Consider the following 22,122-nt stretch of genomic DNA (forward strand, 5'->3'; position numbering starts at 1 on the left):
TGTGGCAGCGGGTTGTGGGCGAGGCGCGATCAGGGCCGTGGCCGCTATGGTGACCGTCGATGCGACGGGACGGGGGCGTGAACCGTGAGCGATCGAGTGGTGCGGCGCGATCTCAACCTGCTCGCCGCCGGCCTGGCGCTGTCCACCGCCGGCGACTCGGCCGCGCTCGTCGCGCTGCTGCTGCGCCTCCAGCCCCACGGCAGCGGCTGGGTGGCGGGGTTGCTGGCGGCGGAGCTGATCCCGTACGTGGCGCTGGCCCCGCTCACCGGGCGCGTCGTGGACCGCCTCGAGACGCGGTCCGTGCTCCTCGTCGCGCTGGCCGGGCAGGGGGCGCTGTGCGTGCCGCTCGCCCTCGTCGACGCGCTGTGGGCCACGGTCGCGCTCTTCGCCGGGGTCACCGCGCTGTCGGCGTTCGTGCGCCCGGCGACCTCGGCGCTGGTGCCGGCGATCACGGGCGAGGGGGGTGCGCAGCGCGGGTACTCCCGGCTGGCCACCGGCACCGGGCTGGGCTGGATCGCCGGCCCGGCCGCGGGCGGACTGCTCACCGGGGCCTTCGGGGCGACGACGGCGATCCTGGCCGACGCGGTCACGTTCGCGCTGCTGACACTGGCATGCTCGGCGGTACGGGCCCGGCGGCATCCGGCCGCCGCGCCCGAGGACGGCGGGACGGCCCGCGGGGGGCTGCGGCTGGTGCTCGGCGACCCCCTGCTGCGCACCGCCCTGCTCGGCAGCGCCGTCGCGGTCGGCAGCGGCGTGATCGACAACGTGGCGGCGCCGTTCCGGTTCGTCGGGCAGCTGGGCGCGAGCGACTCCGGCTACGGCCTGTACCTCACGCTGTGGGGCGCCGGCGCCCTCGCCGGCGCCCAGCTCGTCCCGCGCATCCGGCTCTCCAGCGGCGCCCTGCTGGCGCTGGGCAACCTGCTCACGGGCGCCGGGATCGCGGGGATCGGCTTCGCGCCGGGGCTCGTGCTCGCGTACGTCGCGTCCACGGCGGGCGGCGTCGGCAACGGGATCGCGAACGTGTCGCAGTCGGCGCTGATCAGCACCCGTACGCCGGCCGCGCAGCACGGCCGGGCGTTCGCGGCGTCGGGCGCGGTGCTGCAGACGGCGATCGGCGTGGGCACGGCGGCCGGGGCGCCACTGGTCGCGCTGCTGCAAGCGGATGGCGCCATGCTCTGGGCGGGCCTGCTGACCTGTGCGAGCTCGCTGGTCGCGCTCCTGCTCACGGGGCGCTCACGGCCCCCGGCGCGGTGATCCGGACGGCGCGCGGCGCGAGATAAACAGCAAAAGCGACATACCCGATAAATCCGATATGTCGTGGCGCGCCAGCGCCCGACATATCGGGCAAACAGCCGGGCGCCGCCGGCCCTACAGCGCAGATCGAAGGGCCGCCCTCAACGGCGCGCAGCACCCCGAGCACCGGCCGCGTCGGTGAAGCAGAAATCAGCGCCCCGGCAGCACTCACAACAGCGTCGGCAGCACCTTCACCGCGTGGTCGATCCCGTCCGAGGTCTGGTCGAGGTGCGTCACCAGGCGCACCAGCCGCCGCCCCAGCACCGACACCAGCACCCCCTGCTCCCGCGCCGCCGCCGCGAACGCCGGGCCGTCCACCGCCGCCCCCGTGAGGTCGAGCGGCACGATGTTGGTGCGGATGCGGGCCGGGTCCACGACGCCGTGCGGGGCGAGGGCCTCGGCCAGGCGATGGGCCCGGGCGTGGTCCTCGGCGAGGCGCGGGATGTTGTGCCGCAGCGCGTAGAGGCCCGCCGCGGCCAGGATGCCCGCCTGGCGCATGCCGCCGCCGAGGCGCTTGCGCAGCTTGCGGGCCGCGGCGATGCGCTCGGCGGAGCCCACGATCAGCGAGCCGACCGGGGCGCCGAGGCCCTTGGAGAGGCAGACCGAGAGCGAGTCGAAGAGCCGGCCGTAGGTGTCCAGCGGCACGCCGTCGGCGACGTGGGCGTGCCAGATGCGGGCGCCGTCGCAATGCAGGTGGACGCCGGCCTCGGTGGTGACGGCGCGCAGGGACTCCAGCACGGCCAGCGGGATCACGGCGCCGCCGAGGCGGTTGTGGGTCTGCTCGACCGCGACCGCGCGGGTCGGGACGGCCACGAAGCCGTCGGGGCGGATCATGTCCGCGACGGTCGCGGGGTCGAGGTCGGCGGCCGCGGGCGGCCAGGTGCGGGTCGACACGCCGCCGAGGGCCGCGGCCGCGCCGATCTCGTCCGTCACCACGTGCGCGGCGGCGTCGCAGAGCAGTTCCTCGCCGCGCGGCACGGCGAGCTGCAGGGCGATCTGGTTGGCCATGGTCCCGCTCGGGGCGAACAGGGCCGCCTCGTGACCGAAGAGGGCCGCGACCTCGGCCTGCAGCTCGTGCAGGGTCGGGTCCTCGTCGAACACGTCGTCGCCGACCTCGGCCGTCGCCATCGCCTCACGCATGGCGGGCGACGGCCGGGTCAGGGTGTCCGAGCGGAAGTCGATGACGACCTCAGCCACGCAGCATCTCCGCGACGAGGAAGGCGAGCTCGAGCGACTGCTGGGTGTTGAGGCGCGGGTCGCAGGCGGTCTCGTAGCGGTCGGGCAGGTCCTCGTCCACGATCGCCTGGGCGCCGCCGAGGCACTCGGTGACGTCCTCGCCGGTGAGCTCCACGTGCAGGCCGCCGGGGTGGGTGCCGAGCTCGCGGTGGACCTCGAAGTAGCCGAGCACCTCGTCGACGATCCGGTCGAAGTGGCGCGTCTTGTAGCCGTTGGACGACTCGTGCGTGTTGCCGTGCATCGGGTCGCACTGCCACACGACGCGGCAGCCGGCCGCGGTGACCTTCTCCACGATCGGCGGGAGGGCGTCGCGGACCTTGGTGCTGCCCATGCGGGCCACGAACGTGAGGCGGCCGGGGACGTTCTGCGGGTTGAGCTTCTCGAACAGCTCGATCGCCTGCTCCGGCGTGGTGGTCGGGCCGAGCTTGACGCCGATCGGGTTGGCCAGGCGCGACATGAAGTCGACGTGGGCGCCGTCGAGCTGACGGGTCCGCTCGCCGATCCACAGGAAGTGCCCGGAGAGCCCGTAGGGCCGGCCGCCCGCGATGCGCACCAGGGGCCGCTCGTACTCCAGGGCGAGGGCCTCGTGCGAGCAGTACAGCGTGACCGTGCGCAGCGCCTCGTCGTCGTTGACGCCGCAGGCCTGCATGAAGCGCAGGGCCCGGTCGATCTCGCGGGCGATGGCCTCGTAGCGCTGGCCGGCCGGCGAGGTGACCACGAAGCCCTTGTTCCAGTCGTGCACGGCGTGCAGGTCGGCCATGCCGCCGCCGAGGTAGGCGCGCAGCATGTTCATCGCGCTGGAGGAGTTGGCGTAGGCGCGGACCATGCGCTGCGGGTCGGCGACGCGGGCCTCGGGGTCCTGGTCCAGCGAGTTGATCATGTCGCCGCGGTAGGCCGGCAGGCCCAGCGAGTCCAGCGCGGCCGAGCGCGGCTTGGTGAACTGGCCCGCGACGCGGCCGATCTTGATGACCGGCAGCGAGGCGCCGTAGGTCAGCACGACCGCCATCTGCAGCAGCGTGCGGGCGTTGCCCAGCACGTGCGCCTCGGTGTTGTCGGCGAACGTCTCGGCGCAGTCGCCGCCCTGGAGCATGAAGGCCTTGCCGTCGGCGACGAGGGCGAGGCGCTCGCGGAGCTGGTCGACCTCGTACGGCGCGACGATCGGCGGGACCGAGGACAGCAGGCCGGCGACCTCGTCGACCGCGACCGGGTCCGGCCACGGCGGCGTCTGCGCCCGGGGCAGCGTCCGCCACCGGTCGAGGCCGAACACGTCGTCATCGGAGTTGCCCGGGACGGCGACGCGGGAGATCTCCGGTCCGGGGTACGTGAAGTGGTGCCACTCCTGGCGCATGAGCAAAAGCCTACCGAGCGCGATCGGCGGGTGGAGGACGCCACCCGCCGATCCCGCAGGCTGGACCGGGCGGATGCCCGCCGCCGCACTACATGTTGATCATGTGCCCGGCCAGGCCGTGGATGGCCTCCTTGACCGCCTCGCCCAGGGTCGGGTGGGCGTGGACGTTGCGCGCGACCTCGTGCACGGTGAGGTCCCACTGCTGGGCCAGGGTCAGCTCGGGCAGCAGCTCGGTGACCTCGGGGCCGATCAGGTGGGCGCCGAGCAGCTCGCCGTACTTCCCGTCGCTGATGATCTTCACGAACCCGGTCGGGTCGCCGAGCCCGTGCGCCTTGCCGTTGGCCGTGAACGGGAACTTCGCGACCTTGACGTCGAAGCCCTTCTCCCGGGCCTGCTCCTCGGTCCAGCCGAAGCTGGCGATCTGCGGCTGGCAGTACGTCGCCCGGGGGATCATGACGTAGTCGAGCTCCATCGTCTCGGCCCCGGCGATCGTCTCGGCGGCGACGATGCCCATGGACTCGGCCGCGTGGGCGAGCATGAGCTTGGCGGTGACGTCGCCGATCGCGTAGATGTGCGGCACATTGGTGCGCAGCCGGCCGTCGACCGCGATGGCGCCCCGCTCGGTGAGCCGCACGCCGGTCTTCTCCAGCCCGTAGCCCTCGACCCGGGGCACGAAGCCGATGGCCTGCAGGAGCTTGCCGGCCTCGAGCGTCTGGCTCTTGCCGCCCGAGCTGACGGTGACCTTCACGCCGGAGCCGGTGTCCTCGACCGTCTCGACCCGCGTGGAGGTGAGCACCTGGATGCCGAGGCGCTTGTACCGCTTGAAGAGCTCGGCCGACACCTCGGCGTCCTCGAGCGGCACCATCCGGTCGAGGAACTCGACGATGGTGACCTTCACGCCGTAGTTGTGCAGCACGTAGGCGAACTCGACGCCGATGGCGCCGGCGCCCGCGATGATGATCGACTCGGGCAGGTCCTCGCTGAGGATCTGCTCCTCGTAGGTCACCACGCGCTCCGACAGCGAGGTGCCGGGCAGCAGCCGGGTCGTGGCGCCGGTGGCGATGATGCAGTTGGCGAAGGTGATGGTCTCGTCGCCGACCCGCAGCGTGTGCTCGTCGAGGAACGTGCCCTTGGTCTGGTACTGCCGGATCTCGTTCTTCTTCATCAGGTAGTGCACGCCCTTGACGCGGCCGTCGGCCACCTTGCGGCTGCGCTGGAACGCCGCGCCGTAGTCGAACGTGACCTCGCCCGAGATGCCGAACGTCTTCGCCTCGTGGTTGAAGATGTGCGCCAGCTCGGCGTTGCGCAGCAGCGCCTTCGAGGGGATGCAGCCGACGTTCAGGCAGACGCCGCCCCAGTACTTGTCCTCCACGATCGCGGTGCGCAGGCCGAGCTGCGCGGACCGCACCGCGGCCGTGTACCCGCCCGGGCCGGCGCCCAGGACAACGACGTCGAAGTGCTCAGTCATAGCCAATCCTTGCGTTTGAAGGTGACGTACAGCACCACGGACAGAACCACGATCAGCACGGCCGAGGTGATGAACCCCGACAGCTTGTCAGAACCCGGATAAGGCACATTCTGCCCGTAGTAACCCGTAACCGCGGTCGGCACCGCGATGATGGCGGCCCAGCTCGTGACCTTCTTCATCACCGTGTTCTGGCGGTTGCCCTGCACCGCCAGGTTGGACTCCAGGATCGTGGCGGTGAAGTCGCGCAGGTTCTCGGTGAACTCGGTCACGCGCAGCACGTGGTCGTAGAGGTCCTGGTAGTACGGCACCATCTCGTCGTCGACGAGGTACTCGCGGGAGTGCATGAGGCTGGAGACCACCTCGCGCATGGGCAGGATGACCTTGCGGATGCGTCCGAGCGTCTTGCGGAGCCGGAAGCTGTGCTGCTGCACGTCGCGGATCGCCTGCGGGGTCTCCTGGAACAGCCGGTCCTCGAGCTCCTCGAGCTCGTCGTCGAGGGCCTGCGCCGCGTCGAACTGCCCGTCGACGATCACGTCCAGCAGGCCGTGGGCGAGGTAGGGCACCCGCTGGCCGGCCAGCTCCGTGGTGGCGTCCCAGCGCTCGACCACGGCGTCCATGTCGAAGCCGGCCCCGTGCGCGGTGATCAGGGCCTGCTCGGTCAGGAACGCGGAGACCTCGTGCAGCTCGGCCCCGCCGTCGCCGTCGCGGCCGTGGAAGGTGACCTGGTACGCGTTGAAGAACAGGTGCCCCGGATAGTGCAGCAGCTTGGGCCGCTCGTGCGGCGACGACGCGTCCTCGATCGCCAGCCGGTGCAGCCCGAACTCCTCCTGGACCCGGTCGTAGTCGTCCTGCCCGGGCTCGGTCAGGTCGAGCCACACGACCGCGGCGGAGTCCTTGAGATGCTCCGATATATCGTCGAGCGGGAAGTCCTCGGCTTCCAGCCGACCGTCCCGGTAGAGCCGCGTGCGCGCCATAGGCTCATCAAAGCAGAAGGAGGCCCCGGTGGCCGGTTTCGCGGAGGCGACCGAGGTCGGGGACGGCACGGCCCGCCTCGATCCACAGTGGACCGTCGGCGGCCGGCCGAACGGCGGGTACCTGCTGGCGGTGCTCGCCCGGGCCGCGGTGACGGCCACGCACCCGCATCCGCTGAGCGCGAGCGCGGTGTACCTGGCCCCGCCCGAGCCCGGCCCGGCCACGGTCGCGGTGGAGCCGCTGCGCGACGGGCGCTCGGTCAGCCAGGCCCGGGTCCGGCTCACGCAGCGGGACCGGATCTGCGTGGAGGCGCTGTTCACGCTCGGGGACCTGGCCGCGGCCGGCGAGGTCCGGTTCACCGCGGCCGAGCCGCCCGAGGTCAAGCCGCGCGACGAGCTGCGCCGCACGCCGGTCGAGCCGCCGGGGGCCGGGGTGCGCATCACCATGCTGGAGCAGGTCGACCAGCGGGTGGACCTGAGCCGCCCGGGCGACCTGCGCGGCTGGCTCAGCTTCGACGACGGCACCGCGTTCGACGCGTTCTCGCTGCTCTACGCGGTCGACGCGTTCCCGCCGGTCACGTTCACGCTCGGCGGCAGCGGGTGGACGCCGACGCTGGAGCTGACCGCGTACGTGCGGGGGCTGCCGGCGCCGGGGCCGCTGCGGGTGCGGCAGTACGCCCGGATGGTCACCGACGGCCAGCTCGACCAGGTGTGCGAGGTCTGGGACGCGGCCGGGCGCCCGGTCGCCCAGGCCACCCAGCTCGCGATCTACCGCAGGGCCTGACCCGCCACGGCGGCCGCGCCGCGCTTGGCCGAGTACATGGCGGTGTCCGCGCGGTGCAGCACCACCCGGCTCTCCTCGCCGGCCGCGAACCGGGTCCCGCCGATGCTCGCCCGGGCCCGCACCGTCTCGCCGCCGGTCACGACGATCGGCTCGGTGAGCGCCTCCCCGATCCGCCCGGCCAGCTCCGGTACCGCCGCGGCCCCCGCCGCCCCGTGGGTGAGCACCACGAACTCGTCGCCGCCGAGGCGCGCCACCACGTCCCCGGCCCGCACGCAGCCGCCGAGCCGGCCGGCCACCGCGGCCAGCAGCTCGTCGCCGGCGGCGTGCCCGAGCGCGTCGTTGACCTGCTTGAAGCCGTCGAGGTCGATGAAGAGCACCGCGCCCTCGCCGGCCCCGAGCGCGGTGTCGAGCGCGGACAGGAACGCGCGCCGGTTCGACAGGCCGGTGAGCGGGTCGACGTGCGCGAGGCGCCAGTTGGACTCCAGCAGCTCGCAGGTGCGCAGCACGGTGGCGGCCTGGTCGGCGACGCCCGTCATCCGCCCGGCGGTCTCGCGGGCCTTGGCGGTGTGCTGCGGGGTGTCGTAGGCGGCCACGAGGATGCCGTACGGGTGCCCGGGCAGCGCGATGTCCACCACGAGCATCATGTCGTGGCCGAACGTGTCGAGCAGGCCGAGGATGTACGGGTCCGGATCGTCGCGGTCGTACACCCGCGCCGCCCCGCTGCCGGCCCGGAAGCGCTCGAACAGCTCGGTGTCGTCGCGCGAGATGCTCAGTCCCCGGGCCTTGCGCAGGTGCTCGGCGCCGCCGCCGGCGCTCGCGGCCACCCGCAACCGGCCGTCGGTGTGCAGCAGCACCGTGGCCGAGTCCGCGGCCATCACCGAGCGCACGGCCTCGGCGGTGACCTCGGCGACCTCGGCGGCGCTGCGGGCGGTCGTGAGCCGGCGGGCGAGGTCGAGCAGGCTCTCGGCCATGCGCCGGCCCTCGGCCGCGGTCTCCAGCGCCGACAGGGCGTCCAGCGCGACGGCGGCCAGGTTGGCGTAGGCGTCGAGCATGCGCCGCTCGGCGTCGAAGAAGTCGCGGCAGAAGGCGACGAGGTAGCCGTAGTAGCGCCCCGGGGTGGCGATGTCCACCACGAGCGTGCCGTCGAAGCTGGTCGGCGGGGCGGCGCAGAGCACCTCGATCTCGGCCGGGCTCAGCCCGTAGCCGTGCACCTGCCGGGGCGCGCCCGGCGCGGCGCCGGCCACGAGCAGGAAGGCCTCGGCGTTGACCGCGAACCCGGCCCGCTCGGCCACGATCGCGAGGGCCCGCTCGGGCTGCTCGGCCGCGACGAGCTCGGCGACGGTGCGCTGCAGCAGCTCCATCCGCCCGGCCAGCACGTCGCCCGAGGCGTCCCCGGCCGGCGCGGCGGGGCGCCGCGACAGCCACCGCCGCTGCCGCCAGCGCACGGTGTAGACGCAGGCCTCGGCCCCGTCGAGCTGGCAGGCCTCGTGCACCACGGTGGCGGGCGGGCGGCCGAAGAGCGCCGGGAGCTGGGTCAGCAGGCCGCGGGTGTAGTCGCAGTCGTAGCGCGACGGGGTGTAGCCGGCGCGGAGGCGGTACCGCACCGTGGCGACGTCCTTCGAGGACGACAGCGTGGACATGTCGGCCGTGCTGTTGAACTTGGCGCTCGTCGTGGCGATCACGCGGATCAGCTGGGCGGGGCCGCCGAGCAGCAGCAGCCCGAGGCGCAGCGGGGTGTTCACGGAGTACGACAGGATCGACTGCCCCACGTGCAGCCCGATGGACTCGTCGCCCAGCACCTTGGCCGCGGCCGCGAACACGTTGATCTTCGTCTCGTACGACCACCACCGGCGCGGGTCGTCGTAGGCCTCGGCCGGCTCCGTCTCCCCGGCCAGGCCCAGCACGAGCCGCACCGCGCCGTCGCCACCGCGGGCGCGCACGTAGCGCAGGATGGCGCGCAGGGTGAGGCCCGCCGTCTCCCGCATCGTCTCCATGGCGCCCTCCGAGGCCAGACATCGGCCCGCCGGGGCGCGGGCTGAGGGGAATCGCCTGGCCACCGCGCAGCACACGGGGTAACACTGGCCACATGGACCCGCTCATCATCGTCGACGGTGCCAACGTGGTCGGCTCGGTGCCCGACGGCTGGTGGCGCGACCGGGCGGGCGCGGCGACCCGGCTGCGCGACGCCCTCGCGGTCCGGGACGCCGCCGCCCTGCCGGGCGAGATCACGCTCGTCGTCGAGGGCGCGGCCCGGGGCGTGGCGCCCATCGACGGGGTGGCGGTCGAGGCGGCGCCGCAATCCGGCGACGAGCACATTGTGGCGCTCGTGCGCGACAATGTGTCACATCGGCCCGTCGTCGTGGTGACGTCCGACCGGGGGCTGCGGCAGCGGGTGACGGAACTGGGTGCGGGTATTGTCAGCCCCGGCCGACTGCGGGCCACCATCTCATATGGTGGACGACCTGACTCTACCTAGCCGATATGATTTAGGGGTACCGTCGTCACTGCATGAGCGCATGGCAATACGAAAACGTCAGCCGATCTTCCACTATGTGAGAAGCGGTTGACCGCAACCGTCGACTCACGCAAAGTTATCCGGGTACCGGTGTCGTGAATTGCCGGTGAATACCTCCCCAAAACGTCAGACAAATTAGTCTCGATCTATTCTGTGCGGCACGTAACACGGCTGTCGCTTCATGTGACGTACCTGGTAAGGTCGGTGCCATGTGCCCTGAGGTGCAGCTTGATCCAATGTGGATATCCCGCCGCGAACACCATTTCGACGGCCTTTGTCGAGTGACCCCCGGTTGAAATCGGCGTTCATTCAGAAGGTTTTCGAGAGGATTGAAAATGGCCGTTTCGGTCGTGGGCGCGCCCGACGTCGCACCCTCCGTGGTCACCATCACCGTCCACATCACGCTCAACGGCGAGGAGCTCCCACCGGAGGCCTCCCGCCTGCTGAGTGACCTCGAGGCGCTGGCCGCCAGCCAGGCCGCCCCGCAGATCCAGCGCACGGCGCCCCTGCCGCGCACCGCGTCCTCCGCTCCCGCCGCCGCTCCGGCGCGCAACCTGCGCCTGGTCGAGCAGCCGGCCGCCGAGCCCGTCGCGGCCGCCGAGCCCGACCCCAAGGTCAAGCGGATCGGCCGGGCCACGCCCGACGCACCCTCCCTCTACCTGTGCACCGGCTCGCGCCTCGTGCTGCAGGACGGCAGCCCGGTGCCCCTGACCCGCCGGGAGTACGACCTCTTCCTCTTCCTCTGCGAGCACCCGCGCCGCGTGTTCAGCCGCGCGCAGCTGCTGCGCCAGGTGTGGGGCTACGACATGGTCGGCACCGAGCGCACGGTCGACGTCCACGTCCGCCGGCTGCGCGTCAAGCTGGGCGACGCCGCCCGGATCATCGCCACCGTGCGCGGCGTCGGCTATCGTCTCGACGATGACGCCGCCGTCCAGGTCGTGGTCCGCGAAGACTGACGTCGCGACCGCCGCGGGCATCCTGCTGCTGCTCGATGTCCTGCGGGTTTGGCTCCCGTCGATCATCACGATCTTCGGGCAGGCGGCCTCGACCCCGGCCGAGCTCATGGGCGCCTTCGCGCTCGCGTGGTTCGTCGCCGGCGTCGCGGCCGCACCCCTGGCGAACCGCCTCGGCCCCCGCCGCCTCGCGCTGACCGCCGGGGTGATCCTGGCCCTGGCCCGGCTCGCGCTGGTGTTCGTCCACGGTGGACAGCCGCAGCTCTACGTCGCCTCGGCCGGCCTGCTCGCCGGCCTCGCCTTCCTCGCCGCCTCCGCCGCGGGGGGCGCCCGCGCCGCGGCCGGCGTCCCGGCCGGCCTCGCCGCCGCGGCCCTGGAGCACGCCGCGCTCGGCACCGTCGACGCGACCTGGCGGGCCTGGTGGGTGGCGGTCCCGCTGAGTCTGGTGTTCGGCGTCGCGCTGCTCTACGGCACCACCGAACTCCAGCACACCACGGCCCGGCCCGCGGCCGGCGGCTGGTTCCTGGCCGGCCCGGTGATGCTGCTGACCGGGATGTACGCCCTCTCCCCCGCCGTCGCCGCCGTGGCCGCCTCCTACGGCACGGACGGCTTCGCCGCGACGCCGCCCGCCCTGCTGCCGCCGCTGGGCATCGGGCTGACGGTGCTGGCGTTCCTCGCCGTCGCCTTCGCGCCCCGGGTGCCCTCCGGCCGCGTCGCGTGCGTGATCGCCGCGGTGCTGCTCGTCGCCTCGGCCGCCTGCTTCGCCTACGACTTCGCCGCCCCCGCCCCGCTGTGGCTCGCGCTGCTGCTCGGAGCGCCAAGTCTCGGCCTCGCGCTGCGGCTGGCCGGCGGGCGCTCGGCCCCGCGGGCCGGCTACGCCGCGGCCCTGGGCATGCTCGTGTTCGGCGTCGCCGCGATCGCGTACTACGCCGCCTACGACATCGGCTACCCGAACCAGTGGGTGCCGGTCGCGGTCGCGCTCATCCCGGCCGGCGCGCTGCTGCGCGGGGCCGGGCCGGTGACCGTCCGGCTGCCGCGGCGCGCCCTCGCCGCGACCGGGGCGGCGTGCCTCGTGCTCCCGCTCGCCGGGCTCTGGGTCCCGCCCTCGCCCCGGGCCGGCGGAGACCCGCGGGAGATCGGCGTCACGGCGTACAACATCCGGATGGGCTTCGGGCTCGACGGCACCTTCCACCCCGACGACCTGGTGGACGAGATCCGCGCGAGCCGGTCCGACATCGTGCTGCTCAGCGAGGTCGACCGGGCCTGGCTGCTCAACGGCGGCCACGACACCCTGGCCGTCCTCGCGCGCCGGCTCGGGATGCGGTACTGGTTCGGCCCCGCCGCCGACGCGGTGTGGGGCGACGCGATCCTGACCCGCCTGCCCGTCTCCGCGGTGCGGTCCATGCCCCTGACCGCCGTCGGCGCGCCGACGGGCGCGCAGGTTCTCGGCGCGATCGTCACCGTCGGCGGGCGCGAGCTCGCCGTGGTGGCCACGCACATCCAGCCGCCGCCCGGCACCGAGCCGCTGCGGCAGGCGGGCGAGATCGCCGCCTTCGCCACCCGGTTCGCCGGCGACCGCCCGGTCCTCGTCGCCGGCGACCTCAACATCACGCCCGGCAGCGCCCCGTTCACCGCGATCACCGCGGCCGGCTTCACCGACCCGCTGGCCCCCTTCCGGCCGGTGCGCACGTTCCCGGCCGACCACCCCACCGAGGAGATCGACCACGTGCTCGTGCGCGGCCTGGAGCTGCGCGGCCACTCGGTCGGCGCCGGGGTGGTCGCGTCCGACCACGCCGCCCTGCACGTCACGCTGGCCTTTGCCTGATTTCGGGGCATTCGTCAGCATTCTGGGCGACAGATCCGCCGGATCGTGATTGGCCGGCGGGTCGATTGGGCATCCCCGAGTCAAGAGAGAAAGGGGCAGCGATGAGCGTGACACATGCGAACGGGAGCATGACCGAGACCCGCAAGGACTTCGGCCAGGCCGTCGGCGACCTGTCCACCAAGGCCAAGGACAGCGCGGCCGAGCTGGCCGAGCAGACCAAGGACGTGGCACGTCGCCGTCCCGTTCCGCTGGTGACCGCCGCCGCGGCCGGACTCGCCACCGTCGTGGTGGCGGTGGTGGCGGTCGCGCGGCGCCGCAAGGCGAGTCGGACCCCGCAGCAGCGGGCGATGAGGGCCCTGCGCAGCACCGGCAAGAGCGTGAAGAAACGAATCAAGCGGTAACCTCCTCTCCCCACGGCCGCGGCCCCCGCACCGATCCGACCGGTGCGGGGGCCGCGGTCGTCCGCCTAGGCGTCCACAGTGGACAGATGGGCGAGCATCGCCTGGTTCGCCTCCCAGCCGTCGGGGAAGCGCACGGGCACGTTGAGGTGGACGGGCTCGGCCGAGGGGTGGGTGTCGAGCAGCTCCGCGATGCCGGCGCGGGCGACGACGATGCACGCGTGACGGTGCCGCGAGGCGAGCACGCACAGCCGCCCCGCCTCGAGGTGGAACGCGCTCGCGTCGCGGCGGCCCGACAGCGGGTGGAGCATCACCGTCACGTCGTACTCGCGGCCCTGCAGCCGGTTCGCGGTGTCGACGGTCACGTCGGCGGCGACGGTGTCGGCGAGGGCCAGCCGGATCGCGGCCACCTGGTCGCGGTGGGCGGCCCCGACGGCGACCCGGTCCGCGGTCACCGGGCGGCCCTCGGGGGCGTGCTCGGAGTACGCGATCGGCCCCCGCCGCAGCAGGCTCACGACGAGGTCGGCGATGGCGGCGACGGCCTCGCGGTCGGTGCGCACGGTGTGCCGGGCCGGCAGCTCGTGCAGGGCCCAGCCGGTGCGCCGGGCCGTCTCCAGGGACGCCTCGACGCGCGAGTCGCCGCCGATGGCCCGCACGGAGAACTCGAGGCTGCGGTCGGCGGGCTTGGTGCCGGCCTCGAACGGCGTGAACGGGTAGAACGCCGCCGAGACGACCTCGGCCGCCGACGGGGGCAGCCGCCACGACACGGGCAGGCGGTGCACGGGCAGGTCCGGGTTGTGCCGCAGGAGCACGGCGACGGCGCTCTGCATCGGGTCCCAGGACAGCCCGGCCCACCGCTCGACGGCGACGACGGAGAACGGGTCGAGCTGGCCCGGGTCGCCGACGAACAGGCCCCGGGAGAACCGGCCGGCCACGCGCAGGAGCATGTCGGAGCGCATCTGGTACGCCTCGTCGACGATCGCCCGCTCCCAGGTGCCCTCGGTGACCGTGGCCCACTTCGCGGCCGTGCCGATGACGACCGCGCTGGTCTGCACGTCGGAGACGGCGCCGCTGACGGTGACCGAGCCGTGCTTGGCCACGCGCTGGGCCGGCACGTACGTGGACGCGGACAGCCGGCCGATCTCGATGCCGGGCGCGGCCGAGGCGAGCCGGTCGATGAGGTCGTCGACCTGCTCGTTGGTCTGGGCCACGACCATGAGCCGCTCCCCGGCCTCGGCCATGGTGCGGGCGGCGCGAACGACCAGTGTGGACTTTCCCGCGCCCGGCGGGGAGTCGACGACCACCCCGCGCCCGACCGCGTGGCCGAAGTCGGTGAGGATGTCGTCGATCACCGTCATGACCAGTCCTCCGCGGCGTCGATGTCGTTGGGCTGGTAGTCCGGGGGCGGGCCGCCGTGCGTCCACGGGGTGTCCTCGCGGGACGGGAACCGTCCGGGCGGCTGGTAGGCGTCGCTGACCGGGCCGTACGTGACGACCTCCCCGACCTCGGGCACCGACCCGGGCGGGGCCTGCTTGGTGGAGCGCCCCATGCCCTTCGACAGCTCCAGCACGACGTCCACGGAGGACACCGCGACGACCATCGCCTGCTGCGACAGGCGCGCGGGCGACACGAGCAGCGCCCCGGGCTCCAGCCGCACCGGGTCGTCGGTCTGCACCGTGATGTGCGGGCGCAGGGCCGCCTTCTTGCCGGACGTGTCGACGCGGTTGGGCGAGGCGGACACGACGGTGCCGGTGAACGCCTCCCCCGACAGCCGGAACTCGGCCATGACGAGCGGGTCGTCGAGCGCGCGCTGGGCCTCGTAGCGGGCCTGCTCGCGCTCCAGGCGGTCGAGGCGCCCGGCCGCGGCGACGGCGCTGTCCCGCCTCGGCTGCGGCAGCGCGGTGCCCTCGGCCAGCGACATGTGGTACATCGTGAACACGTCGCGATCGACCGCCCACCGGGCCTCGACGGAGGCGCCCGCCGGCCGGGCCCGCAGCAGGTCCACGGCCCGCCACATGAGCCCCCAGGTCGGCTCCAGCTGCTCCCGGATCGCGCCGCCCAGCGCCGACTCGGCCCGGCTCTGCGCCTGCGGGTCGGCCGCGCGGGCGTAGGCGCTCAGGGCCGGGGCCAGGATCTCGTTGTCGAAGGTGGGGTCGGTGCTCGGCCCGGCCGGCGGCCAGCGCAGCGGATCCTCGGCCAGCTCCGCGGCGGCGGCGCCGTCGAGGCCGTCCGGCGGGTCGATCCAGCCCAGCAGCGCGGCCAGGTTGGCGTCCTCGAGCCCGCTCTGGCCGGTCGCCCAGTGCTCGCCGAGCAGCTCGGTCATCGCCAGCAGCATCGCCGAGCCCGGGTGGTCGGCCCGCTCGCGCAGGAACGTGAACCACTGGCCGAGCAGCGGGACGGTGCGGTGCACCGGGTGCGGGCCGTACGTGCGCCGGAAGCGGGTCGAGCGGCCCAGCAGCCGGATGAACTCCACGCCGCCGCGGTTGGGCACGAGCACCTGGGGCGCCTCGGCGTAGCGCAGCTTCGCGGTGTGGGTGGCGTCGACGGCGCGGGAGCAGCCCTCGACGTACGCGAGGAAGACCTTCGCCAGCTGCGCGACGAACTGGAAGCGCTGGGTGCGGTCACGGGGGTTGGCCACGACGAGCAGCCGCCCGCTGCCGCGGTCGGTGCCGACCATGGCGGCCAGGGGCGCGGCGGCCTCGCCGGCCAGGGCCAGCGGCACGAGCACCAGCGGGCGCTGGGCGACGTGCGTGTGCCGGACCGTGGTCAGCGGCTGGGCGCGGCCGGACTCGACCGCCTCCGCCCGGGCCAGCGCGGTCAGGATGCTCACACGGCCTCGTCAAGGCACTCGCGGCGCAGGCGGTGGGCCATGCGCAACAGTCCCGCGATCTCCTCCTGCCCGGCGCCCGGCATCAGCGTGCCCCGGGCCAGGCCGAGCACGGTCGAGACGCTCTCCACCCCGCCGAGGTCGTCGCGGACGGAGCGGCCCAGCGCCGTGGTGGAGCCCGCCGCCTCGTCGCGGCAGAAGAACGCCATCTCGCACGAGCCGAGGCAGTCGGGGCTGTAGCGCGCGTCGATCTCGCTGACCGCCTTGCGCAGCTCGTCCGCCGGGCGGGTGGCGTTCTGGTCGCTGTCGTAGGCGAGGTCGAAGGAGAGCCCGGAGGGCAGCGCGTCGAGGATCTTGTCCAGCCGCGTGAGCCGCGACAGCTGGCGCCGCAGGACGGTGAGCTGCTTGCGCACGTCGACGAGGGTGGCCGTCGGCCGGTTGGCGAAGTTCTCCGGGCAGACCAGCACCACGTTGTGCGACACGGACTCGGGCGGATGTCCGAGCTCGCCGAGCAGCTCGCGCATGGCCAGCACGTAGACCGCCGACTGCTTGGCCGCGGCCGCCGCCTTGCCCGGGTCGGCCTGCCCGTCGATGACCGCGAACGACTTGATCTCCACGACGTGGAAGCGCCCGCCGGCGCGGAAGGCGATGAGGTCCGGCTCGAGGTACGCGTAGTAGCCCGCGATGTCCAGCCGCAGCATCGGGTGGTCGAAGAGCGTGCCGGCGTCGTCGCGCTCGGCCGCGGCGCGGGCGAGCAGGCTGCGGGTGCGGGCGTAGCGCACCTCGCGGCTGGCGTTGCCGCCGACGTTGGACAGGTCGTCGTAGGCCACCTCGGGGATGGCCAGCCCGAGCCGCTCCCGCAGCAGCTGCAGCAGCTCCGCCGCGCCGTCGGCCTTCACCTGGGCCTCGAACGCGTTGCCGCGGGCGATGGCGAACCGCGACTGGCCGAAGGCGGCCGGGAAGCCGAGCTGCCCGGCGACGGCGCCCTTGTTCACCCCGGCCGCATCCATCAGCCCCCGCCGGCCGCAGCCGGGGTTGGTGGTGAGCGCGGCGATGGTGCGGGCGTTGTGGTTGCGCGGCGCCACGGTGCCGCGGATGCGGTCCAACCGGTCTACCAGTGCGTCCATGGGGTCTCATCTCACTTCGCGGTTTTGCGCAGGCGCTGGAGACGGGCGCCGAAGAGGGCCTCGGCGCCGTCGAGGCGGTCCTGCGCGCGGGAGGCCGCCGCGGCGCGGTCCGCGGTGTCGGCCTCGAGGTGCACGTCGAGCTCGGCCTCGGCCTGCTTGGCGACGAGGCCGGGGTCGGCGCCGCCCGCGACCGAGGCCGCGCCGGGGATGCCGGCGGCGAAGCGCCACAGCAGCCGGCGCGCGTCGTGGGCGTCGTCGGGGAGCTGGGCCACCCGCTGCGCGACCTTGACGGCGGCCACGAGGAAGTCGACGCGGGCGCTGAGCGGCCCGACGACGCGGGTCGCGAGCGGCCAGGTGGAGATGGCCAGCAGGCCACGCGCCGGGGCGAGCAGGTCGGCGGTCAGGGCGGGGCAGAGGTAGTACGGGCGGCCGTAGGGGGCCACCTTGAACGAGCGCTCCTCGTCGCGGCGCAGGCTGGTCAAGCGCGCGGCCACGAGCTCGCCCGGGAAGAAGGCGTCGTGGACGGCGATGATGAGCTTCGGCGCGGCGGGGACCGTCAGCAGCGTGAGCGCGTGGTGCACCTGCTCCCGGATCGAGAGCATGGGCGGCGGGGTGGGCTGGCGCGGTACGACCGGCGCCCGCTCCTCCAGACGGGCGAGCGCCTCGTCCCATTCCTGTTCGACCCGGCGCAGCTCCGCGCGCAGCGTGCGGGCGTGGGCGCGATCCCCCGTGGTGGCCGCGCGGCGCAGGTCTCCGCGCAGCCGGTCGATCCGGCGCTCGAGCAGCTCGATCTGCTCGCCCGGGGCCGAGATCGATTCGGACACGAACGGCACGGTAGCTGGTTCCAGCAAGTTCCAGCAAAGACCAGTGTCGGCGTGTCGCGCTTGCTTTTTCCCGACGCTGCTACGCCGGTACGGGCTGTGGCTGCTCGACCGCTCTGGGTGCCGGCGACCGCTTCGGCAACGGCCACAACTGCGGCCGCCGCTTCGCCGCGAGGTCCTCGACCCAGCCGAGGCTCAGCACGATCGCCGCCGTCAGCACCCCGACCAGGGTCAGCTGCACGGCGCTGTGGTAGCCGCCCACCAGCGTGATCCCGAGCCACACCCCCACCATGCGCACGAAGGTGATCACGGCCTCGTGCCACAGGTAGATCGTCAGCGCGCGCCGGTTGATCGCCTCGACCGCCGGCGTCGCGGCACCGAGCGAGAGCGCGGCCGGCGCGGCGTTGAGCATGACGAGCAGGAAGGCCGTCGACCACAGGGTGTCCGCGATCGGGGCGTCGTTGAGGTCGTACCCGCGCGGGCCGGGCGAGTGCAGGAGCAGCCCGAGGCCGATGCCGCCCATCACCAGGCACGCGGGCCAGAGGATCTTCTTCGAGATGCGCTGCAGCGTGCCGTCGTGGTGTGCGAAACCGAGCATCCAGGCCGGCGCGTACATGAAGAAGTCGCGCACGACGCCGCCGGAGCCGTGGCCGGTCTCCCACAGCACCACCAGCACCGTGAACGGCACCAGGACGCTCGGGATCGGCCAGCGGCGGAACACCCACAACAGCACCGGCGAGGCGATGATGAACCAGAGGTACGAGCGTACGTACCAGATCTGGCTGAACCAGAGCCCGCCGTTCTCGGTGGTCGGCGGGTCGTCGAGCGGAAGGAACCACAGCAGCGTCCGCCAGCTGTGCTCCATGCCGCCCCAGAACGACATGAGCGTGACGGCGAACACGCCGAGGACCCAGAACGGCACGATGATGCGGCGCATCCGCCGTCCTATCGCCTTCGGGCCGGAGCGGTCCAGCGAGGCGGCCATGAGCGAGCCGCCGAGCGCGAACATCAGGCCCATGGCCGGGAAGACGACGGTCAGCCACGCGAATCCGAGCGTGTGGTAGGTGACCACGCGGATGATCGCGACGGCTCGCAGGAGGTCTACGTACCGGTTCCGCATCCCCTACAGGTTGCCCTGTGACCCTTAGGGGCAACCTTCATTCAGCTCAAAATTGGCTGTGTTTCTTCTCAAAGATCCTAGAGCGCCAGTCCCGTAACCGATCGGGCAATCGAACCGGTTCACCCTCCATGTGCCCCGAGCGCCCCGGTGAGCCCGGGAAAGTCGTTCGGCCCCTCGTGCATCGTGCCGTTCACGAAGAACGCGGGGCAGTCGCGGACGCCCCGGTCGCGGCCGCCGGCCATGTCCCGCAACACTCGTTCGTGGTGCTCCCGCGTGCCGCCGGCGTCGGGCAGGCCGAACCGTTCGGCGTAGCGCGCCAGGTCCTCGTCCTCGAGCGCGTCCTGGTGGGTGAGCAGCAGCGCGTGCATGCCCCAGAACGCGTCGGCGTCCGCGGCCGCCTCGGCCAGCAGCGCCGCGGGCATGGCGCGCGGGTGCGCGTCGACCAGCGGGAAGTGCCGGAACTCGAAGCGCAGATCCTCGCCGTAGTGCAGCTGGATCCGTTCCACGACGCCGAAGGCGCGGCCGGTCTCCGGGCACGCGTAGTCGCCGTACTCGACCAGTCGCAGTGGCGCACCGGCTCGACCCTGAACATGCATGGGGTACCAGTGCCCCGTTTTCCGCCGTGAATGCCCCTCAGGGAACTTCCCTAAGGGGCATTCGCGCGCCGCGGCGGCTAGTCGAGCAGTTCGGTGACGGTGCCGGCGCCGACCGTGCGGCCGCCCTCGCGGATGGCGAAGCCGAGGCCGGCGTCCATCGCGACCGGCTTGCCGAGCTCGACGGTCACGTCGACCGTGTCGCCGGGCATCACCATCGTGATGTCACCCAGGTCCACCGAGCCCATCACGTCCGTGGTGCGGAAGTAGAACTGGGGCCGGTAGTTGGCGAAGAACGGCGTGTGCCGGCCGCCCTCCTTCGTCGTCAGCGCGTACAGGTGCGCCTTGAACCGCCGGTGCGGCGCGACCGAGCCGGGCAGCGCGACCACCTGACCGCGCTGCACGTCACCCCGGCGCACGCCGCGCAGCAGCAGCGCCGCGTTGTCGCCGGCCTCGGCCGAGGCCAGCTGCCGGCCGAACATCTCCATCCCGGTGACCACGGTGGACTGGGTGGGGCCCAGCCCGACCACCTCGACGGGCGTGTTGAGCACGAGCGTGCCGCGCTCGACCGAGCCGGTGACGACGGTGCCGCGGCCGGTGATGGTGAGCACGCTCTCGATGGGCATCAGGAACGGCTCGCCGGTGACGCGCTCGGGCAGCGGCACGTACTCGTCCACCGCGTCGAGCAGGTCGGCGACCGACCGCACCCACTCGGGCTCGCCGGCGAGCGCCCGCAGCGCGGACACCCGCACGACCGGAATGTCGTCGCCCGGGAAGCCGTACTCGCTCAGCAGCTCCCGCACCTCGAGCTCGACGAGGTCCAGCAGCTCGGTGTCGTCGACCGCGTCGGCCTTGTTCATGGCCACGACGAGGTACGGCACCCCGATCCGCCGCGCGAGGAGCACGTGCTCGCGGGTCTGCGGCATGACCCCGTCGACGGCGCTGACGACGAGGATGGCCCCGTCCACCTGCGCCGCCCCCGTGATCATGTTCTTCACGTAGTCCGCGTGCCCCGGCATGTCGACGTGGGCGTAGTGCCGCTTGCCGGTCTCGTACTCGACGTGCGCGATGTTGATGGTGATGCCGCGGGTGATCTCCTCGGGCGCCCGGTCGATGCCCTCGAAGCTCGTGTAGCGGTTGACGCTCGGGTACCGCTCGGCGAGCACCTTGGTGATGGCGGCGGTCAGGGTCGTCTTGCCGTGGTCGACGTGACCCATCGTGCCGATGTTGAGATGAGGCTTGTTCCTCGTGAACGTCTGCTTGGCCATCTGACTCTCCACAGTGGATTTGTGGTGTGGATGCGCAGAACCATGTGGCCGTGTGCCGGTGCAGTCTCAAGGGGCGGACCGGCTCGGCCGGCTCACCCTCCTCCGTCGGTTCCGCATGATGTCTGCGGGAGGAGGGTCAGCGTCGCAGGCCGGCCTCTAGCGCCGCGGCCGGCGCTTCGGGTGCCCACGCGACCGCCGAGCCGGCCAGGTGGCCGTGCTCCAGAAGGGCGGTCGTCGCGATCACGTTCGGAAAGGTAGCTCGGACCCGCGGGCCCGGCAACGCATTTACGCGTGGCCGGGCCGCTAGGAGCGCGGCGGCGGAGGCAGGCGCAGGGCGATCGTCGGCGCGTCGGCCATCACCGAGTTCGGGGCGCCGCCGGTCGGGGCGTCCGCCGGCGGACGGTCCGCGCGGCCGACGGTGATCTCCGGGTAGATCTCGACCTCGTCCCACTCCCCCATGGCCTTGGGCTCGCCACGGGTCAGCTCGATCTCGCGCGGCGCGGCCGTCGGGCCGGTGCGGGCCAGCACCGCGGCGCCGTTCGTGCTCACGTCGGTGACCAGCAGCATGCCGTCGCGCAGCTCGAAGCGCAGGTGGTTGCGGCTCACCCGGCGGCTCGACTCGTCGTCGAGCCAGTTGCCGATGGTGATGCCGCCCTGCTCCTCGGGCGCGCGGCCGACGACGACGGGGCGGGCGGCCGAGACCGGGAAGCGGGTGCGCACGGTGCCGTTGATCCGCACCGCGAGCGGCGTCGCCGGCGGGCGGGGGCCGGCGTCGATGAGCCGGTCGCCGTGGCGGGGGCAGATGGGCGCGCCGCTCGGCAGGGCCGGCGGGGCCTGGCCGGCGCCCTGGGCCGGCGGGCGGCCGAAGACCGGGCAGTCGGTCGCGGGGCAGCGCCAGTAGCGCTGCAGCACCGGGTGGGGCCGCGGGGTCGAACCGGTCGACGGCGCGAGGGTCAGGTCCATGCCGCCCTGGGCGCCGGTCGTCAGGTAGACGGGGCCGGGGTGGCCGGGCAGCGGGTTGCGGCTGATCACCGGCACGCCGGTCAGGTGCGCGACCTCCCGCACGCGCGCGTTGACGCGGGCGCCCGGGGGCAGCATCTCGATGAGGCCGTCGTCCGACCACCGGCGCAGGACCATGCGCTCGTTGGACGTGAAGTCGGTGTCCGACATGGCGCCGCGCTCGGTGATCGCGTAGAGGCCGGTGTTGCCGTCGCCGAGGCGCCGGCTCAGCGCGTCGATGAACATCCCGAGGCGCAGCAGCGCGGCCGGGCGGCCGCCGTCGAGGTCGACGCTGCGCGCGGCCTCCACCAGGTCGATGACACCGCCCGCCGCCAGGGGGTCGACGGTCAGGCGGCGCTCGATCGCGTCAAGCGCTCGGCTCGTTTCGAATCGCACCGGAACATTCTGCCTCAGGCGCCGCCACGTGGCGCAGACCCGCCGCGGGGCCGGGCCGCAAAGCCGCCGCCGACCACCTCTGCGGTCGACGGCGGGCTTTACGCCGCACTCTCGGCGAACCCTCGGGGGGAGGATGGGAAGGCGCCGGGCGCGGTACACACGACGGGGGCATGGGGGGAA

Annotated in this window: 19 protein-coding genes; 6 read left to right on the forward strand and 13 right to left on the reverse strand. The window is 73.3% G+C overall.

The window, feature by feature from the left end:
• The first annotated feature begins 84 nt into the window (after positions 1–84).
• On the forward strand, positions 85–1,254 hold the full coding sequence (locus ACQP1P_RS39335; RefSeq protein WP_433079137.1) for an MFS transporter: 1,170 nt from the start codon (positions 85–87) through the stop codon (positions 1,252–1,254).
• Positions 1,255–1,461: 207 nt separating this feature from the next.
• Here the strand turns inward: ACQP1P_RS39335 and ACQP1P_RS39340 are convergent, their stop codons facing one another.
• The 4 genes from ACQP1P_RS39340 to ACQP1P_RS39355 all read right to left on the reverse strand — a co-directional run bounded on the left by ACQP1P_RS39340 (position 1,462) and on the right by ACQP1P_RS39355 (position 6,319).
• Positions 1,462–2,490 carry a threonine aldolase family protein gene (locus ACQP1P_RS39340; RefSeq protein ID WP_433079139.1) on the reverse strand — a complete coding sequence of 343 codons (1,029 nt, stop codon included), beginning with the start codon at positions 2,488–2,490 and terminating at the stop codon, positions 1,462–1,464.
• Entirely contained in the window at positions 2,483–3,877 is a 1,395-nt protein-coding gene (locus tag ACQP1P_RS39345; protein WP_433079141.1) for a class II 3-deoxy-7-phosphoheptulonate synthase, read from the reverse strand. Before ACQP1P_RS39345 ends, ACQP1P_RS39340 begins: the two co-directional genes overlap by 8 nt.
• Before the next feature lie 88 nt (positions 3,878–3,965).
• A complete protein-coding gene (lpdA, locus tag ACQP1P_RS39350; protein ID WP_433079143.1) occupies positions 3,966–5,345 on the reverse strand; it encodes a dihydrolipoyl dehydrogenase in 1,380 nt (459 codons plus the stop codon).
• Positions 5,342–6,319, reverse strand: a complete 978-nt coding sequence (locus ACQP1P_RS39355) for a magnesium transporter CorA family protein (RefSeq protein WP_433079145.1) — start codon at positions 6,317–6,319, stop codon at positions 5,342–5,344. The genes lpdA and ACQP1P_RS39355 overlap by 4 nt, the downstream gene beginning before the upstream one ends.
• Positions 6,320–6,347: 28 nt before the next feature.
• Between ACQP1P_RS39355 and ACQP1P_RS39360 the strand changes: the two genes are divergently transcribed.
• On the forward strand, positions 6,348–7,100 hold the full coding sequence (locus ACQP1P_RS39360) for a thioesterase family protein (protein ID WP_433079147.1): 753 nt from the start codon (positions 6,348–6,350) through the stop codon (positions 7,098–7,100).
• Here the strand turns inward: ACQP1P_RS39360 and ACQP1P_RS39365 are convergent.
• A complete protein-coding gene (locus ACQP1P_RS39365) occupies positions 7,085–9,094 on the reverse strand; it encodes a diguanylate cyclase domain-containing protein (RefSeq protein ID WP_433079149.1) in 2,010 nt (669 codons plus the stop codon). The genes ACQP1P_RS39360 and ACQP1P_RS39365 overlap by 16 nt on opposite strands.
• A gap of 92 nt (positions 9,095–9,186) precedes the next feature.
• Here ACQP1P_RS39365 and ACQP1P_RS39370 point away from each other — a divergent pair, with 92 nt between their 5' ends.
• The 4 genes from ACQP1P_RS39370 (at position 9,187) to ACQP1P_RS39385 (ending at position 12,794) form a co-directional block, all read left to right on the forward strand.
• Positions 9,187–9,576 carry a hypothetical protein gene (locus tag ACQP1P_RS39370; RefSeq protein WP_433079151.1) on the forward strand — a complete coding sequence of 130 codons (390 nt, stop codon included), beginning with the start codon at positions 9,187–9,189 and terminating at the stop codon, positions 9,574–9,576.
• A gap of 374 nt (positions 9,577–9,950) precedes the next feature.
• Positions 9,951–10,571 carry a winged helix-turn-helix domain-containing protein gene (locus ACQP1P_RS39375; RefSeq protein ID WP_433079153.1) on the forward strand — a complete coding sequence of 207 codons (621 nt, stop codon included), beginning with the start codon at positions 9,951–9,953 and terminating at the stop codon, positions 10,569–10,571.
• Positions 10,534–12,393, forward strand: a complete 1,860-nt coding sequence (locus tag ACQP1P_RS39380) for an endonuclease/exonuclease/phosphatase family protein (protein ID WP_433079155.1) — start codon at positions 10,534–10,536, stop codon at positions 12,391–12,393. Before ACQP1P_RS39375 ends, ACQP1P_RS39380 begins: the two co-directional genes overlap by 38 nt.
• 101 nt (positions 12,394–12,494) lie before the next feature.
• Positions 12,495–12,794 (forward strand): hypothetical protein, encoded by a 300-nt coding sequence (locus ACQP1P_RS39385; RefSeq protein ID WP_433079157.1) that lies wholly within the window; start codon positions 12,495–12,497, stop codon positions 12,792–12,794.
• 65 nt (positions 12,795–12,859) lie between these two features.
• Here ACQP1P_RS39385 and ACQP1P_RS39390 read toward each other — a convergent pair whose 3' ends face one another.
• From ACQP1P_RS39390 to ACQP1P_RS39425, 8 genes are all read right to left on the reverse strand, one after another.
• On the reverse strand, positions 12,860–14,149 hold the full coding sequence (locus ACQP1P_RS39390) for an AAA domain-containing protein (protein ID WP_433079158.1): 1,290 nt from the start codon (positions 14,147–14,149) through the stop codon (positions 12,860–12,862).
• Complete coding sequence (locus ACQP1P_RS39395; protein ID WP_433079160.1) at positions 14,146–15,621, reverse strand: hypothetical protein; 1,476 nt, start codon at positions 15,619–15,621, stop codon at positions 14,146–14,148. The genes ACQP1P_RS39390 and ACQP1P_RS39395 overlap by 4 nt, the downstream gene beginning before the upstream one ends.
• The gene (locus ACQP1P_RS39400) at positions 15,618–16,745 is read right to left on the reverse strand and encodes a hypothetical protein (RefSeq protein ID WP_433079162.1); all 1,128 of its coding nucleotides are present in this window, start codon (positions 16,743–16,745) and stop codon (positions 15,618–15,620) included. The genes ACQP1P_RS39395 and ACQP1P_RS39400 overlap by 4 nt, the downstream gene beginning before the upstream one ends.
• A gap of 11 nt (positions 16,746–16,756) precedes the next feature.
• Entirely contained in the window at positions 16,757–17,569 is an 813-nt protein-coding gene (locus tag ACQP1P_RS39405; protein ID WP_433079164.1) for a hypothetical protein, read from the reverse strand.
• Positions 17,570–17,648: 79 nt separating this feature from the next.
• A complete protein-coding gene (locus tag ACQP1P_RS39410) occupies positions 17,649–18,686 on the reverse strand; it encodes an acyltransferase family protein (RefSeq protein ID WP_433079166.1) in 1,038 nt (345 codons plus the stop codon).
• 119 nt (positions 18,687–18,805) lie between these two features.
• On the reverse strand, positions 18,806–19,282 hold the full coding sequence (locus ACQP1P_RS39415; RefSeq protein ID WP_433079168.1) for a DsbA family protein: 477 nt from the start codon (positions 19,280–19,282) through the stop codon (positions 18,806–18,808).
• Between the two features lie 77 nt (positions 19,283–19,359).
• Positions 19,360–20,547 (reverse strand): elongation factor Tu, encoded by a 1,188-nt coding sequence (gene tuf, locus ACQP1P_RS39420; RefSeq protein WP_433079170.1) that lies wholly within the window; start codon positions 20,545–20,547, stop codon positions 19,360–19,362.
• Between the two features lie 303 nt (positions 20,548–20,850).
• Positions 20,851–21,942 (reverse strand): FHA domain-containing protein, encoded by a 1,092-nt coding sequence (locus ACQP1P_RS39425; RefSeq protein ID WP_433079172.1) that lies wholly within the window; start codon positions 21,940–21,942, stop codon positions 20,851–20,853.
• Between the last annotated feature and the right edge of the window lie 180 nt (positions 21,943–22,122).

This window comes from Dactylosporangium sp. CA-052675 (assembly GCF_050947935.1).
Taxonomy (GTDB): Bacteria; Actinomycetota; Actinomycetes; order Mycobacteriales; family Micromonosporaceae; genus Dactylosporangium.